The organism is Flagellimonas eckloniae (assembly GCF_001413955.1).
Classification (GTDB): domain Bacteria; phylum Bacteroidota; class Bacteroidia; order Flavobacteriales; family Flavobacteriaceae; genus Flagellimonas; species Flagellimonas eckloniae.
Genome location: NZ_LCTZ01000002.1, coordinates 841,153 through 857,529, shown reverse-complemented (window position 1 = coordinate 857,529; position 16,377 = coordinate 841,153). Strand labels below are relative to the sequence as shown.

13 protein-coding genes are annotated in these 16,377 nt (G+C 38.8%); 8 read left to right on the top strand and 5 right to left on the bottom strand.

Translation table 11 applies throughout. From position 1 onward, the window contains the following. Nucleotides 1–53 precede the first annotated feature (53 nt). The 6 genes from AAY42_RS03755 to AAY42_RS03730 all read left to right on the top strand — a co-directional run bounded on the left by AAY42_RS03755 (nt 54) and on the right by AAY42_RS03730 (nt 6,158). Nucleotides 54–848, top strand: coding sequence for a hypothetical protein (locus AAY42_RS03755; RefSeq protein ID WP_055392659.1), 795 nt, complete (start codon nt 54–56; stop codon nt 846–848). Nucleotides 849–991: 143 nt separating this feature from the next. After that, on the top strand, nt 992–2,362 hold the full coding sequence (locus tag AAY42_RS03750; RefSeq protein ID WP_055392658.1) for an aldehyde dehydrogenase: 1,371 nt from the start codon (nt 992–994) through the stop codon (nt 2,360–2,362). 77 nt (nt 2,363–2,439) lie between these two features. Next, complete coding sequence (locus tag AAY42_RS03745; protein WP_055392657.1) at nt 2,440–3,276, top strand: dienelactone hydrolase family protein; 837 nt, start codon at nt 2,440–2,442, stop codon at nt 3,274–3,276. 167 nt (nt 3,277–3,443) lie between these two features. Then, complete coding sequence (locus tag AAY42_RS03740; RefSeq protein WP_055392656.1) at nt 3,444–4,214, top strand: universal stress protein; 771 nt, start codon at nt 3,444–3,446, stop codon at nt 4,212–4,214. A gap of 256 nt (nt 4,215–4,470) precedes the next feature. Next, on the top strand, nt 4,471–5,118 hold the full coding sequence (locus tag AAY42_RS03735; protein ID WP_055392655.1) for a hypothetical protein: 648 nt from the start codon (nt 4,471–4,473) through the stop codon (nt 5,116–5,118). Then, nucleotides 5,115–6,158 (top strand): alpha/beta fold hydrolase, encoded by a 1,044-nt coding sequence (locus AAY42_RS03730; RefSeq protein ID WP_055392654.1) that lies wholly within the window; start codon nt 5,115–5,117, stop codon nt 6,156–6,158. The genes AAY42_RS03735 and AAY42_RS03730 overlap by 4 nt, the downstream gene beginning before the upstream one ends. A gap of 102 nt (nt 6,159–6,260) precedes the next feature. On the opposite strand, the gene AAY42_RS03725 is transcribed toward AAY42_RS03730, so the two are convergent. The 4 genes from AAY42_RS03725 to AAY42_RS17905 all read right to left on the bottom strand — a co-directional run bounded on the left by AAY42_RS03725 (nt 6,261) and on the right by AAY42_RS17905 (nt 12,522). Beyond that, a complete protein-coding gene (locus AAY42_RS03725) occupies nt 6,261–7,772 on the bottom strand; it encodes a PQQ-dependent sugar dehydrogenase (RefSeq protein WP_055392653.1) in 1,512 nt (503 codons plus the stop codon). A 144-nt stretch (nt 7,773–7,916) separates the two neighbouring features. After that, a complete protein-coding gene (locus AAY42_RS18395) occupies nt 7,917–9,608 on the bottom strand; it encodes an alpha/beta hydrolase-fold protein (protein WP_082433316.1) in 1,692 nt (563 codons plus the stop codon). Then, a complete protein-coding gene (locus AAY42_RS03710) occupies nt 9,605–10,459 on the bottom strand; it encodes a PD40 domain-containing protein (protein WP_139063642.1) in 855 nt (284 codons plus the stop codon). Before AAY42_RS03710 ends, AAY42_RS18395 begins: the two co-directional genes overlap by 4 nt. A gap of 23 nt (nt 10,460–10,482) precedes the next feature. Continuing rightward, on the bottom strand, nt 10,483–12,522 hold the full coding sequence (locus AAY42_RS17905; RefSeq protein ID WP_175288719.1) for a serine hydrolase: 2,040 nt from the start codon (nt 12,520–12,522) through the stop codon (nt 10,483–10,485). Nucleotides 12,523–12,772: 250 nt separating this feature from the next. Between AAY42_RS17905 and AAY42_RS03700 the strand changes: the two genes are divergently transcribed. Both AAY42_RS03700 and AAY42_RS03695 read left to right on the top strand, forming a co-directional pair. Beyond that, nucleotides 12,773–14,458: a histidine kinase gene (locus tag AAY42_RS03700; protein WP_139063638.1), complete on the top strand. Its 1,686-nt coding sequence runs from the start codon at nt 12,773–12,775 to the stop codon at nt 14,456–14,458. 4 nt (nt 14,459–14,462) lie between these two features. Continuing rightward, nucleotides 14,463–15,161, top strand: coding sequence for a LytR/AlgR family response regulator transcription factor (locus AAY42_RS03695; protein WP_055392650.1), 699 nt, complete (start codon nt 14,463–14,465; stop codon nt 15,159–15,161). 33 nt (nt 15,162–15,194) lie between these two features. Here the strand turns inward: AAY42_RS03695 and AAY42_RS03690 are convergent, their stop codons facing one another. Beyond that, nucleotides 15,195–16,352, bottom strand: a complete 1,158-nt coding sequence (locus tag AAY42_RS03690; RefSeq protein WP_055392649.1) for an NAD-dependent epimerase/dehydratase family protein — start codon at nt 16,350–16,352, stop codon at nt 15,195–15,197. Between the last annotated feature and the right edge of the window lie 25 nt (nt 16,353–16,377).

The window sequence follows — 16,377 nt, the reverse complement described above, 5'->3', positions numbered from 1 at the left end:
ACTAAAAAAGCCCGCTTACCGTTAGTGGAGCATAACCCCATAACTTTAGTATCATGAATGGACTAACTAGAATAATCCATGCATTGTCAATTACCGCTTTCGCTCTTCTCTTCTTGCAAGGATGTAGCGAAGATGCAAATTCATACAATGGAGAAGTAGAGCTTTCCCAAACAGAACTTCAAATCATTTTAGAAACTGATGACGCTGCTGGTGCCGTAGATAGCGCCTTGGCAGAACTGTTTACTTTGGATGCAACAGCTAGCAAATCTACAGGCGTGTCAAATGAATGTTATTCGGCCGAATACACCCAAACTGGCTACACGGTAACGTTCAACAATTGTGTGCTGAATGGAACTGAAAACATAAATGGCACATTGACGGTAACATACAATCTTGAAAACGAAACTTCTGCGTTTACGGCGACTTATGTTGACTTTTATGTAGGAACCCTAAAACTTAACGGAACACGAAGCTACACTTTGGGTAGTGATATTGAACAAGGTACAATCGCTTTCACTGTAGTTAGCAATATGTCTGTTGAGATGGAAGATGAAAGTGTTATTTCAGAAAATGGCACGAAGGTTTTTTCATTCACCTTTGGTGAAAATTTAGAGACAAGCATATTCACTCTTTCAGGAACTTGGCAGGTAGAAGCTGATGGAAACACCTACATTGTTGAGACCATTACCGATTTAGCGGGTAATTTTGGTTGTGAGTATTTAACCTCAGGAAGCATGGATGTAAATAAAAACGGGCTTACCATTACAATTGATTTTGGTGATGGTACCTGTGATAATGTTGCTACCCTTGTTTTTCCAAACGGAAATACTCAGGAAGTAACTTTATAAAAACATAATTTCTTAAAATATAAGCATCGGGTAATTCCGGTGCTTTTTTGTTGGATGTAATCCAGCGGAGCCATTTCCTATATATCCTATATTTGTAGTATTAACTATTTTTTTGTTGCTGATATTCAAAAGGACAGGTATTTATGATAGGAGATTTGGTAAAAAGACAACGTGAATTCTTTGCTGGACAGAAGACAAAGGATGTTGGATTTCGGAAAAAATACCTAAAGCTTTTACAAAAGGAATTAGTTTTAAGGGAAGATGACATCTGTGATGCCTTATATGCTGATTTTAAAAAACCAAAGTTTGAAGCGCTTGCCACTGAAACCCAATTGGTTCTTTCTGAACTAAAGCATGCATTGAAGAACGTAGCTTTTTGGAGTGAACCTACCAAAGCAAGTCCAACACTGGGAAACTTTCCTTCTTCAGACTATATCTATAAAGAGCCCTATGGAAATGTATTGGTTATTGCCCCATGGAATTATCCCGTTTTACTTTCCATATCTCCACTAATCGGAGCCTTGGCCGCAGGGAATACAGTACTGCTCAAACCTTCAGAGCTATCTTCGCACACATCACGAATCATAGCGGATATCATTAAAAATGTATTTCCACCCGAATATGTAACCGTTGTTGAAGGAGGAGTGGAAGTTTCACAATCACTTTTGTCCGAGAAATGGGATTATATCTTCTTTACAGGAAGTTCACGAGTGGGTAAGATCATCTATAGAAGTGCCGCCGAAAAACTTACCCCGGTTACTTTGGAATTAAGTGGTAAAAATCCCTGTATTGTTGATGGGACTGCATCCATTAAGCTTGCTGCAAAGCGAATTGTATGGGGAAAATTTTTAAATGCTGGGCAAACCTGTATTGCTCCCGACTATATTTTGGTCCATGCATCCGTAAAAGAAACCTTGATAAAAGAATTGAAGCATCACATCACCACCTTTTATGGCGAGGACATACAAAAATCAAAGGATTTTGCCAGAATAGTTACCTCTGACCATTACAATAGCTTAAAAAGTAAGCTGGATAGGCAAAACATTTTGTTCGGAGGGAATTACGCGGATACAGAACAATTTATAGAGCCCACATTGATAGATGAACCAAAGGTGGAAAGCGAACTTATGCAAGGAGAGATTTTTGGGCCAATACTTCCAATACTATCCTATTCATCCGAAGAGGATATCCATCAACACATATCCCGCTACGGGAAGCCGTTGGCACTTTATGTATTTTCAACAAACAAGAAATTTCAGAAACGGATGATCAATTCCAATAGTTTTGGGGGAGGTGTCATCAATGATGTTGTTATGCAGATCACCAACAAGAAATTACCATTTGGAGGGGTAGGGCAGTCCGGAATTGGAGGATATCATGGTAAACACTCCTTCGACTTGTTCTCTCATGAAAAAGCAATAATAAGAAAGCCCAATTGGATAGACATTCCAATTCGATACGCTCCATATACCATTCCCGTAAAATGGGTTAAAAAGCTAAAACATCTGTTTTAGTCATACTGGATAGGTGCAAAACAAAGTGGCATTGTTCATCTTTGGTTATCTTTAGGTTCATTTTAAAATTTGATACCATGAAAGCTTTTATCACCTTCATGTTGTGTGCATTTTTAATTGTCACAACGTCCTGCAAACAGAAATCTGAAAATAAAAACAATACAGAGCAAAGCAACCAAGAACTGCCAGTAAAAGTAAAAGGGGAGGAGGTTACCTATGCTTCGGACTCTACAAATCTCAAGGGCTATGTTTCTTTTGATGAAAATAATCAGAAAAAACGGCCTGGAATATTGATTGTACATGAATGGTGGGGGCACAACGATTACGTCAGAAAACGTGCGGACATGCTCGCCGAATTAGGGTATACTGCAATGGCTATTGATATGTATGGCGATGGAAAGCAAGCAAACCACCCAGATGATGCCGGAAAATTTGCCATGAGTGTAATGACCAATTTACCTGAAGCAAAGGCTCGATTCAATGCAGCTTTGGAACTCTTAAAAAAACAAGAATCCGTTGATGAAGAAAAAATAGCCGCAATAGGTTATTGTTTTGGAGGTAGTGTTGCGCTTACCATGGCCAACTCCGGTGCCGATTTAGATGCCGTGGCTGCATTTCATAGTGGGGTGCAACTTCCCGTAATGCCAAATAAGGGGCTTAAGGCGAGGGTTTTGGTATGCAATGGTGCGGATGACCCATTTGTTAGCCCTGAATCCGTTGTCGCATTTAAGACTGCCATGGATTCAATCCAAGCGAAATACGAATATGTTTCCTATCCCGGGGTAAAACATAGTTTTACAAGTAAAGATGCGGATGTAAATGGTGAAAAATTCCAATTGCCATTGGTATATGATGCAGATGCGGACAAAAAGTCATGGGAAAGTCTGCAAATACTCCTTAAGGAGACTTTTTAACCACTTTAGGCTTTAGAATAGTAAAAGGAGATTCTTAAAGAGTCTCCTTTTTTCACCTGACATTTTTATTAATTAAAAGTTAAACCACTGTAAATTAACAGTATTCGTGTTATATTTAAGTGTACTCATGTCGGTTTTGATGTGCAACAATTAAAAAAACAGCAACTATGAAAACTAAAAACAACCCTTCAAAATATCGCTTATCCGTATTGATGGATTTGTCCAACACATCGGAAGCAGTATTGACCAATGCGGTTCAATTAGCCAAAATCATAAATGGGACGGTAGAAGTGTTTTTTGTGAAAACTCCTGTCGATGTGGTTAAATATGACAACCAACTATCAGCGATGCGAGCTATTAATGAGGATAGGCGTGATTCAAAGGCCAAGGTTACCAAAATAGCGGAAGAAGTTAGTGAAAGTGAAAGTTATCCTATTTCGGTTCAAATGACCTACGGAAATATAAAAAATAAGTTGAAAGAGTATGTTGCTGATGCTAAACCGGATATTCTAGTACTTTCAAAGAAAAAATCAAGATTCATCAAATCTATAAATGATAAGGTTAATGTGTTGATAATGGATGAAGGGCATAATTTTCATTCATTTGAAGATATCTCCTTAGGGGTATTCGATGACCTAAAAGGAAGTGATTTTGAAATAATCAATGATTTAAAGGGACAAAGCAGTGCACCGGTGCGTATATTCAGTATAAAGGATTCCCAAATGGAACACAAAGAAAAAACAGATTTGGAAAACACCGTTTCCTACGTTTTTTCAGAAGGAGCACATGCATTGGATGCAATTGCCTCATATGTGGATCGAACGAACACAAAATTACTTTGCATTCCCAAAACTTCAAAAGGCGAATTAAGTTTTCAAAGTGGTAATGCAAAACAGGTGATACGAAAACTAAATGTTCCTGTATTGATCATGTCATAATATAGAATCACAAATGGGGGATGATTGATTCTTATAATTTCTATTTTACATAATATAAATTATGATACATTTGACGTGGTACCCGTGCTGAGCGCAGTCGAATTATAAAGTATCCACTCCCAAGTAAAATATATGCAAACAATGGAAAGAGTAATTAGTTCAGCTGTTTTTTATCTATTCCTTAAGTTTTAATTACACAATCTTTAACGGTAATTGGTTTTTGTAAAGATATTTTTGTCTTCCATCAATCAAACATATGAGACGTAAATTACGGTTACTCTTACTTTGTCTATTCCTATTCACCGTCTTTAGCTACGGGCAAATCAAATCAAAAAAGAAAACGACAAACACCGAACTCCCAGAATCTTTTTTGGACAGAACTGAATTTAAAGTGGGGTTAGTGGGGACTGTGTTTTGGAGCAATGGCCTGTCAGTAGGCGCAGAATACCTATGGAAAGAAAACGAAAAAACAAAAACCCGTAACGATAAAGAGCGAACCAATACCCATCAGTTCCTATTTAATGGAAATTTGGGGTTTGTAACTAACTTTTCATCAAAAACGGATACTGGGGCCTACACTAATTTCGGACTTACCTGGCGCCGTACCAATAAAAAGGGAAAACAGTTTAACATCGAGCTAAATCCTTTAGGATATTATCGTTCTTTTTTACCTGAGACCTACGAGGTCAATGGCGATTCGGTCGATAAGGTTTTCTTGCCAGGACGCGGATATTATGCACCCTCGTTATCTGTTGGAATAGGCAAACATCGCAAAGGAAAAGTACGTTCTGGCAGCTATTTCAATATCAACTACACCCTAAGAACACCATACAATTCAGGAGCCTTGCCTACCTTTTCGTTGCAATATGGTTTCCGGTTCAATTTTAAAAATAAAAAACAATGATGCAATCACTTGCCAATAATATCAAAATAGGATTTCTGGCAATAGCCACATTGTTGGTCAATGCCTGTTCTAATGATCATACGCTAAGTAATCTTGATGCTACAGTTTTTGTACGTCATAAAGGTGCCGATATGCCAGCTTATATCAAAGGGAATGCCAATGAAAAGATATTCCTTATCACCTTACACGGTGGCCCAGGCGGTTTAGGATTAGGTTTTAGGGGAAATGCATTTAATCAGATAGAGGATAACTATGGTGTGGTATATTTTGACCAACGAGGTTCTGGAATGTCACAGGGAAATTATTCCGAAGATGACGTTACGATTGATGTAATGGCCGAGGATGTACTCGCCTTGGTTAAAGTTATAAAGCGTATTTATGGTAATGATTCTCGGTTCTTTTTATTGGGACATAGCTGGGGAGGCGCATTGGGCCCGGCTACCTTATTGAAAGACCAAAGTGAATTTTTGGGTTGGATCAACGTGGATGGCAGCCACAACCCAAAAGACCTCTATTTTGAGTACATACGAAACTTTGAGCGCGTAGCGGCCGCTCAAATTGAACTTGAAAATAGTGTTCTCTTTTGGGAGTCGGTTTATGATGAACTGGATAAGGTAGATGCGGATGAAGTGAGTCTTGACGATTTTGCCATTTTGAATACCCTTGCGTTTGATGCTGAAGAATATCTGAATGATGACGGAATAATTAACAATGCAGAAAATGGAAACGTTAAGGTTTCGGATTATAATGTACTCACTTTTATCTGGAACTTATTAAAAATTCAATCCATCTTGGACGAAGATATCATTGGCGAATTGTCCTTCACTGAAAGACTTTCAGAGATTACCATTCCTTCTTTGATTCTTTGGGGAAGGCATGATATGGTCGTTCCAGAATTCTATGCCCAGGAAGCTTTTGATAATTTAGGTTCCAGTGACAAAAAGCTTGTGTTTTTTGAAAGATCCGGACACTCACCCATGTTTAGTGAACCAAACCAGTTTGCCGAGGAAGTACTACAATTTATAAACCAAAATAAATAGTGTACTACCGTTTCCGTTCCATACACTTTCACATCCCTTCAATCATCTAGTTTGTGAAGAATAATTTTTTCTTCATTATTCTCAATCAAATAAAGTTGGGCGCTATTGTTCAGGTACCAAGCGTATAAGTCTACCAGGGCCCTCTACAACGATGTACAGATACCCATCTATACCCATATGTGCGTCGCGTACCCTGCCTATACCATCCACAAGCGTTTCATGGCCAATAACCTCGTTGCCATTCATTTGTAAACGATGGAGGTATTCGAATTTGAGCGAGCTGACGAACAAATCATTTCTCCAATTTCCATAAAAATTGCCAGACACAAATGTCATTCCGCAAGGAGCAATGGAAGGGGTCCAATAGTATATGGGTTGTTCCATGCCAGCCAATGCAGTAAGATCTGTAAATATGGTGCCATCATAATTGATACCGTATGAAATAACCGGCCAACCATTGTTGTTCCCAGCTTCCAAAATATTGATCTCATCACCGCCCTGAGGCCCATGCTCACCTTCCCAAAGCGCTCCGGTTTCCGGGTGCAAGCTCATGCCTTGGGGATTACGTGTGCCGTAGGTGAAAATTGAATTGACTGCTCCTGCTGTATTATAAAATGGATTATCGGTAGGGATTTGACCATCGTCATGGATACGGTGTATTTTTCCGATAGCATTGTCCAATTCCTGAGGATAAACCTCTCTGAATCCTCGATCACCCACAGAAACATATAGGTAGCCATCGTTATCAAATTCTAGTCTTGAGCCATAGTGATGGGTACTACCAAGATACGGAAGTGCCGTAAATATGTTCTCCACTTGAACCAAGTTGTTGCCCTCTAACCTACCCCTTGCCACTGCAGTGGTCCGCTCGGATGCATTATTGGGGTTAGCCCGGGAATAGGATAGATACACAAATGCATTGTTTTCAAAATCTGGATGTATCAGCACATCCAACAGTCCCCCCTGCCCTTGTGAAACCACAGCTGGGACACCGGTAATTGCTGTCAGTTGCTTGTCATTATTAACCAAAAATAACCCTCCCCCACGCTCGGTCACTAAAATTTCGCCAGTGGGCAATTGTGCTATTCCCCAAGGAATGCCTGGAATCTCATCGGTTAGGGTTTCCAGTCGAAATGTAAGGTCATCGGATGAGATTAAGCCTGATAAATCAGGGTTCTCCTCCTCCAACATCGCTTTGGTTTTCCCATCAATCTCGGTAAGTATAAAAGTGGTCAAATCCTCGATTGCTTGCGCACTTAAAGCAGACCCGTATGCTGGCATACCATTGCTCGCGTATCCATCGGTTATGGAATTTATAACATCGTCCTGAGCATTGCCGTAGGCCCACTCGCGTTCCACAAATGAGCCAAGGTCTTGTCCATGGCAACCTCCACAGTTGTTTCTATAATTGAGAGCAGCATCTCCTGAATCCACAATTTCATTGCCTGGATCAATTTCTTCTTCAGACGACACGGGTTCCAGTGAATTGTTACAGCTCAACAGAATGGATAAAAGAAACAACAATACCAATTTCGGTGTTGTATCTAACCATTGGTAAGCGTTCTTTAATGGTAAAGCTATCTTGGAAAACAGATTTGAGGTGTGTGGGGCCATAATTATCCATTTTAGCACTTAGTGTATCAACGTTACATATATATGTAACGTTGACAATTAAAATAAAGTATTGAATTGGGAAGTCAAAATGATACTGGTTATCAGCAGATTACTTCCATGTACCTATGGGACTTCATCCGAGTTTTATGGCTTGGGCCTAAGATCTTCAATCACCTTAGCATCTACCCAAAAGATATCTATATTTTCGTAATCGGATGAGCCCACATTTCTATTGAAGAAAAGATATTTTCCATCGGGCGTCACAAACGCGGTTGACTCCCAAGCTTCTGTATTTATACTACTTCCCAAATTAATGGCCTCACCCCATAAACCATCTTTCTCTTGAAAGCTGATATAGAGGTCAGAATCACCATAACCGCTCGCTCTTTCACCATCCCATATCATATAGGACTCATCAGGTGCAATGAATGGGTGCGCATTGAATTTGCCGGTGTTGATCTCTTTGCCAAATGGTTTTGGTGCTTCCCGCTTGCCATTAATTAAGCGAGAGTAACGAATAACACCATCTCCATCTTTAGAACCTACTTCATCAAAAACAAAAGTGCCCTTGGATGAAGACGTAAGGCGCATAATGCGAATGTCATCGAAATAAGAACCAAGACTTTTCACTTCAGACCAACCTGTCTCGGTACGTACCATATATTTCTTTCCCAAATGCATGGTCTTACCGTCAGGTGAAAACACTGGTCTTCCTATTCTGGGCATTACATACGACTCGCTCCATTGATTTTCTATATTTTTAAAAACAACCAATGCGTGCTTTTCGTAGCTACCCCCATTCCTATTAAAATAAAACTCTTTTAAATCTGGTGAAAAGAATCCACTCAGTTCCCGATGTTCTGTATTAACAATTCCGGGTGCAAAAGGTATAGCAGTGAAACCAGGTGGTTTTTGCCCCAAATAAAGACCTCCCAATACGGGCTTATTCAGTTGTGCCAGCCAGCTAATACTGCGAACTGCGGTCATAGGGAATGCAGTTCCATGATTTCCATCAATCACTTCTTTTAGTACGGTTAAACCCGCATCTCTTCTATCATTTAATAATTTAATAAAAGCCTCAATAGGCTCCATCATCGCTTCTTCCAATGAGCCATATGAAATGAAAACATTGGCATTCAGACTCGAGTTTCTTTTTGAGGCTTCATAGGCTCCGAATTTCGTATTAAGTTCAGATAGATATTCAACTTCATTTTTGATTGATGGACTACCAAGAATGTAATTATTAAAGGTATCAGGTTGAGACAATAATATATAAGCACCAAATTCACCACCCATTGAATAACCGAAATAGGTACGACTATTTGGGTCAGTGCGATACGTATTGTCAACATAAGTAATAACATCATTACGAATAAAGTCTAAATGTTTGTTAGCTTGTCCAAACTGTATTTTTTTTTGAATTTTAGGATTATCATGTTTCCTAAAACTATAATCCCTATATCGACTTACGTGGTCTCCAAACTCTTTTTTCAGGCTATCATTGATGTCTTTCTGCCAAGAAATTCCGACTAGAATAACATCTTCCAGCATGTATTCTGTGGAACCAGATAACATCTCCATGTGCCACATTGCATCGGTTGTATAAATTACCGGATACGATTTATCATTGCTTTCTGAATACGCCTCTGGTAGCTTAATATAAAGTTCGTATTGTCTATTGGCATTAGTATCCGTTATTGGGACAACCTGAATCTTTGGCAATTCAAAATTAGAGGTTCTCGCTACCCCCGCATTTTCTTTAATTTGATTCTCCTGAGCAAGGAGCGCATGGAGCGCCGCTGTGGCTAGCACCAGAAATAACTTCAATTTTCTCATTTTTCTATTTTTGGTCTCAGTTTTTCAATAATCTCTGCATCCACCCACATTCTATCATAGGGTGGGCTGCAACGGGGGCAATAGGAAAGATATTTTCCATCTGGCGTTACGTAACCTCCACCGTCTTCGCCATCTGTGTTTATCTTATCCCCGAAGTTAATGGCAGCTCCCCATGAACCATCTGACTGTCGAAAACTGATATACATATCACTATCACCATACCCACCTTCACGCTCACTATCCCAAATAATGTAAGATTCATCTGGAGCAATGAAAGGATGAGCCGTCCATTTACCTGTGTTTATCGTTGCATCAAAAGGTTTTGGTGCTTCACGCTTGCCATTTATGAGTCGTGAATAACGAAGAATACCATTTCCATCTCTAGTGGCTTCATCAAAAACCAAAGTTCCTTTGGAAGAAGCTGTTAAACGCATAATGGGAATCGTGTCAAAAGGAGCTCCAAGACTTTTTATGGCTGACCACCCTGATTCGGTTCGTTCAATGTATTTATCTTTCGAGTACAAAACATCTCCACCTGTATCATAGAACTCGTACTTCTTCCAAGCTCTGTTTTCCTTGCGGAAACTTACAACAATAGGGCGAAGAGGTGTCTCTAAAGTAGAGGTCAAGTAAAACTCTTTCATGTTTGGAGCGTTCACACCTCCTAGCTCCCACCCTTTTTGTGACATATTATTTAATTCAAGGGGTTTAGCTTCCAATCCTGGTGGTTTAAATCCAAAATAGAGTTCCACAGATGATGAAGCATTGTCGTTCTCTTTCTGATTTTCAGATCCACAGGCATTTAATAATAGCGTCCCTATAAACATCAAAATAAAATACGTTTTTCTCATCTCTTAGATTTTGATACTAATTATTATTTCTTGGTAAATGCAGGTAAAATCTGCTCTGCGATTATTTGTAAGGTGCGGTTATCGTTATTATGAGCAGTAACCACAATCATTAAATCAAGCTCCTCAATCAAGATGATATATTGTCCTCCACCACCTTGGGCAGATGTACTGTAATAGCTTTTATTCCCGTATTTTAAATCTGCATTCCACCAGTAGTAACCATACCCTTGGTTGGAAACATCTTTACCTCCACCATAGACATCATCATCGCCGGTTAAGAGAATTCTGCTGGTTGCTTTGGCGAGAAAAGCCTCCGGAACCAGTTGTTCGCCATTCCATTTACCTTTGTTCTTAGCTAGGATACCTAATTTCACCATATCACGGGAGGTGATACTAGATCCCCACCCTGCAGTTGGCAGATCACTAATCTCAGTTCTCCAACCATAATCCGTGATGCCCAATTTATTGAGGAGTTCATTTTTAATGAAGTCTTTTGCAGAACTAGGCACAACGGCTTCAATAACTTGCATAACCATCCTTGGATTGTAATTGCCGTATAAAAAATCTTGGGATTCCTTGGTAATGGGCGCACTATTTTCCAGAAGGGCCTGCACCATGCGCTGGCCTTTTAATACAGCTGGATTTTTCTCGAATTCTTCCCGTTGTTCATTAGTGATGCCAAGGCCCCCACGCATGGTCATCGCCTTATGTAAAGTAATCAGCTCTACCCCTTCGACAAATTTTGTAGAATCTAATTCTTTTAGAAAGCTAATTAATGGTTTGTCAAGATCCGCCATGGTCAGATATCCCAATTGGATTGCACGACCGAGTGCCATTGAGGTATATGCTTTGGTTGCCGACGCTTGGAAATGAGGTAAATCGATTCTACCTCTTAAATAATAGGATTCAAACAAGAGTTTATCCCTATAAACTATGTGAAAGCTGTCAAACTTATCTTCATTGTTATCGGCGATGTCCCTTGCCAGCTCAAGAACCATGACTTTATTTCCACCATCGACACCTAATTCCCCCACAGAAATACCATCTTTTCTATCTGCTGGGGTTACATCGATAAAGGCTTTTTTGAGATAGGGAATATCTCGGAAAGAGAGTTCGGCTTCGGCCGCTGTAGCCACTGGTGCTTTGCTATGACTTTGTTGGGCAATGCTAGCAGGTGCTATTTTTAACCACGCCGCTTGTCCCCCATTTGAGATTATTTTTTTTACGGAAGAACCGTCCTTATTCATCATGTAAACATTCCTGTCTTCACCCATTTTTGTGTGAAAAATTAGTTGAGAGCCATCAGGTGACCAAGAAGGCATGGAATCACGGGCATCACTATATGTTAATCGTTTTTGATTGGAGCCATCTATATCCATCACATAAATTTCAAAATTTCCATCTCTATCAGACATAAAAGCAATTTGCTTTCCGTCAGGAGAAACATCTGGATGCCATTCTTGAGTCCCTTTATTATTCGTCAACCGAATGATGTTATTTCCATCAACATCAGCGATACTTATTGCATTGCTCTTATCTTCAAATTCCTGAGAAAAGACAATTCTACCATCTGGAGTAAAATAAGGATTACTTCCCTTTAGACCCTTTATTTGAGTCTGCTCGCTACCATCTGAATTCATAATCCAAATTTCGTGTTGCCAGACGCTTTCTGAATCTTTGTAGGCTCTTGCAAAAACAATTTTTGTTCCATCAGGAGACCAATCTGGTGCATTATCCCATTTATTTTTTAAATGAGTTAATCGTTTTCTATCCGTGCCATCACTATTCATTGTATGAATGGACCAAGTCTTCTTTTTATCATATTTTGAATAAAAAGCAATACGCTTTCCATCGGGAGACCAAGCAACATAGCCACCATTCTCATTGGTACTTTTACTAGTTAATTTACCTTCTATACCACCTGAATAAATTTCTATGTTACCAGTTTCTAATGAAGTATAACCAATCGCGTATGATGTTGATTTGGGTATTTCACTATTCTGGCCATAAGCAATAATGACAGGCAGGAAGGTCAAAATAAGTGAGAGTTTTAAGTGTTTCATATACATAAATTTCATGTTTACTTTCTTATAACCGGTATGATTGCTTTTCTGGTTAAAGCATTTCTTTTTACTCCTATAAAAAACTCGTTTGTCTGCACCAATTGTTTTTCATGGCATTTGTTATACAAAAGATGAATTTTTCTTTCATGAATTCAATCTAAATTTTCCCAACTGCTCTATGCGCTAGTGAACTGCTCGAAGAGGCGGATTGTAATGATTATCTTGCACCTTTAACTGCATCAAGACAAGCTTGAGACATCTACTATACATTCTTTTCATATTTCCTCTGTTGTTAGTAACCTCTTGCTCTCAAAACGAGGAGCCAGTTTTTACGCGATACAGGACGGTATTTCAAATAGGAGATCAGGCAGAATGGGCTGCCAAAGACTTGAATGATAGGTTATGGGGAAATCGTTTAGAATTAGTGCCAGATGGACAGATATTCTGGTCCAGAACTAAGATTGATATTCACAAATCTCCGGAAGCCTTAAAACCCTATGGGCTTCGGTTGGAAGCCTATGGTGAGTATGAAGTATTTTGGGACGGGGTTTTAATCGGTAAGAACGGAAACCCTGGACAGGAGGCAGATTTACCTCCTGAAGGCGAATTATGGATAACCTTTAACATTCCTACCCATTTGACCAATAAAGGTGAACATGTTATGGCCTTGAGGTTGAGTAATTACTATTATCCAGATCACATCGGCAATTATGGGTTGCGGATAGATGATTACCATGATCTGTTAACCGACCGACTTATCCAAAACTCCTACATGCATGTTTTTGCGGGAGCTTTTCTTATCGCATCCATCTATTTTCTTTTTCTATTCTTAGGAAATAAAAAAGAATACCTCACACTTATTTTTAGCATCAGTTGTTTGCTCTTTTTTGGCTTGACAATGACCCACTTTGTTAGGACAACCATACCAATTCACTATAGCTTGCACGTTATACGTTTAGAAGTTATTACGAGTCTAATGTTCGGTATTTCGTTTTTGATTCCACTCTATTTTTCCATGCAGTTCCCCTACCCCAAATGGAAACTCTTCTTAGGTATTTACACCGCTGTTCTTTTGTTTATATTCTCTATTGAACACCACTTATTTGATCTCACCATATTAAATATGACGCTAATCTTATTGCTGTTTTCCCTATGCATAGCAGCTTTTGGAGTTTATAAAAAAGCAAAAGGTGCTCTCCTGGTGTTGCTTACCCTACTCCTTTGTATATTCATTCGCCATTATGTTTCATTAAACATTAGTCTTTTCACAGGTTTTAGTCTAATTCTGCTTAACATGTTGTATTTGCTTTCCCTACGAATCAAAGAACAACGATTGGCCTATGAAAATTCATTGGTCCAATCTACCCGCCTTCGCTTGGAGCTACTTAAAAAGAACATTCAGCCCCACTTTCTTATGAACACGCTCACTTCGTTGATAGATTGGATAGAAGAAACCCCTAAAAAAGGTGTCTTGTTTATAGAGGCCCTGGCCAAGGAGTTTGACTTGCTGAACCAGATAGAAAATCAAACCTTAATACCGATTAGTCAAGAAATAGCCCTTTGCCGTGCGCATTTAGAAATTATGGAATACCGAAAAGAAGTGAACTATTCTTGGGAAGAGGATGGCATCGATTCTGAGCAAAAAATACCTCCTGGAATTCTGCATACCTTATTGGAAAACGGAATTACACATAGTCTACCTCTAGAAGATAACAGCGTTAAATTCAAACTCCTTTTTGAGTCAAATGGTACTTATGATTGCTACACATTTTTAACCTACGCCGAGATTATAAAACAAGCTTCAGCTCAAAGGCAAGAAGGTACGGGACTGAAATACATCAAAGCCCGACTTACGGAAAGCTACCATGATCAATGGGAAATTACTTCAGAACCTGCACATCACGGTTGGAAAAATGTCATAAAAATATATAGGTAAGAAGATGAACGTTTTAATTGTTGAAGATGAATTAAGAATCGCCAAAAGAATTGAACGAATGACTCGTGACATTTTTGGAAGTACACTGCAATCCCTAAAACATATAAATACACTACACGAAGCATTACGTCATATTGAAAACAGTGAGTTGGACCTGGTTCTCTTGGACCTGAATCTTAATGGTGATAATGGGTTTGACCTCTTGACAAAAGCAGTGTCCGAATCATTTCATACTATTATTATTTCCGCTTATAAGGACCAAGCTATTACCGCCTTTGAACATGGTGTTCTAGATTTTGTTCCCAAACCTTTTAACCAAGACAGGTTGGCCCAAGCCTTTAATAGGGCAACCGCAAAAGAAAAGGTGGAAAACAGTAAAATCAGATTTTTGGGAATAAAAAAAAAGGGCAGAATGCAATTAGTGCCTATTGAGGATATTATTTATATAAAAGGTGCTGGCGTCTACACCGAACTCTTCTTAACGGATGGAAGAAAAGAATTGCATGATAAATCCCTTGAAAAACTGGAACAACTCTTATCCTATTCTTTTGAACGGATACATAAATCATATTTAGTGAAGATGTCTGAGGTAAAGGAAATTAATGTTTCATCTGGAAGTAAATATATGGCTGAGTTGAAGAATGGCGAACGCATCCCCATCGGAAGAACCAAATACAAAGACATAAAGGCGAAGTTGCTTTAAATATTATTGGTCTAATCTTCAAGGATGAAGTTTTCAATCAATACCATTTTTCAACTTCCATTTCTTAATTATGTCTTTCTCTTGGTCTGGAGAATAACACTTCATGGTACCGTCGGCCTGCTTTCCAAATCTCACATCATCATTTGGATGTCTATATCTATATCCATTTATTTGGTCAGTTATCATGTCTACCAAAGGTCTATGCTCAAAACCTGCCTCAATTGCCTTTTGTACATTAAAATAATACGAGCCTTGGGGTTGTGTCCTCCAAAACGGTACTACCTTATAAGGAATAAGCCCATTTTCAATTAAAAAATCTCCATCGATCCAATGCAACTTTTCAGGCTTTTTAGTTGCATGTATTAAACTGGAAACATAATCCTTAAATAGCGTTGGTCGACAAGCAATATTATATTCCCCAAACACTTTATGGTTTGAGCAGTGTATAATAAAATTAACCATACTCTTAACATCAGTCATTTGCATGTGATGATTCTTTACATTAGGCAGTAAAATTTCCCCTCCTCTATAAAAACGTATAGGCCAAAATGGTTCGTCAATTAGTTTTTTAGGATTAGAACTTCTAAAATCTCTCATTCCATGAGATCGATATATCGTGTAATTAGCTATGCGTTCTCTTATAGCCTCTTCGGCCAATGTTTTCCGAATTGCATATCGATACTCTTCTTTGATAGTTTTTGGGAAATTGGGAAGGGGGTTTAAGGGTTCCGTCTCAACAATAAATTTTTTATTCCATTTATCATAAACAGAAACAGTTGAGATATAATGGTAATGCCCTATCTGATCTTTAAATTCATCCAAAAAATCTGAAACTGCTTTTGGTGATTTCTGCCAAGTATCGACCACTACATCCCAATAGGTTTTTCCGTACTTGGAATCAATCGATTTTAGGCCAGCTTTATCCTCCTTTTCCCTATCACATACGATCAAGGGTAAATTATTAAAAAGATGTGTATTGGTCTTATTTCGGTTTAACAAGGTAACTTCATATCCATTAGCTAATAGGGATTGAACTATTGAAGGTCCAATAAAACCCCTTCCGCCTAATACCAATGCTGTTTTTTTTGTAGTGCCCGGCATCATTACAGCTTGTCCTAAAGTTTCAAATGGATTTGTAAAAAGAAGTGCGGTGGCAGCTCCCATACCTTTGAGAAATTTTCTTTTTTTCATTTTCGATAGAATATCAATTGTTATT

Coding starts and splice junctions, on each gene's coding strand:
- AAY42_RS03730 (WP_055392654.1), top strand. CDS start 5,115: ATGATGCAATCACTTGCCAATAATATCAAAATAGGATTTCTGGCAATA.
- AAY42_RS03690 (WP_055392649.1), bottom strand. CDS start 16,352: ATGAAAAAAAGAAAATTTCTCAAAGGTATGGGAGCTGCCACCGCACTT.
- AAY42_RS03755 (WP_055392659.1), top strand. CDS start 54: ATGAATGGACTAACTAGAATAATCCATGCATTGTCAATTACCGCTTTC.
- AAY42_RS03725 (WP_055392653.1), bottom strand. CDS start 7,772: ATGGCCCCACACACCTCAAATCTGTTTTCCAAGATAGCTTTACCATTA.
- AAY42_RS03710 (WP_139063642.1), bottom strand. CDS start 10,459: ATGAGAAAAACGTATTTTATTTTGATGTTTATAGGGACGCTATTATTA.
- AAY42_RS18395 (WP_082433316.1), bottom strand. CDS start 9,608: ATGAGAAAATTGAAGTTATTTCTGGTGCTAGCCACAGCGGCGCTCCAT.
- AAY42_RS03695 (WP_055392650.1), top strand. CDS start 14,463: ATGAACGTTTTAATTGTTGAAGATGAATTAAGAATCGCCAAAAGAATT.
- AAY42_RS17905 (WP_175288719.1), bottom strand. CDS start 12,522: ATGAAACACTTAAAACTCTCACTTATTTTGACCTTCCTGCCTGTCATT.
- AAY42_RS03735 (WP_055392655.1), top strand. CDS start 4,471: ATGAGACGTAAATTACGGTTACTCTTACTTTGTCTATTCCTATTCACC.
- AAY42_RS03750 (WP_055392658.1), top strand. CDS start 992: ATGATAGGAGATTTGGTAAAAAGACAACGTGAATTCTTTGCTGGACAG.
- AAY42_RS03740 (WP_055392656.1), top strand. CDS start 3,444: ATGAAAACTAAAAACAACCCTTCAAAATATCGCTTATCCGTATTGATG.
- AAY42_RS03745 (WP_055392657.1), top strand. CDS start 2,440: ATGAAAGCTTTTATCACCTTCATGTTGTGTGCATTTTTAATTGTCACA.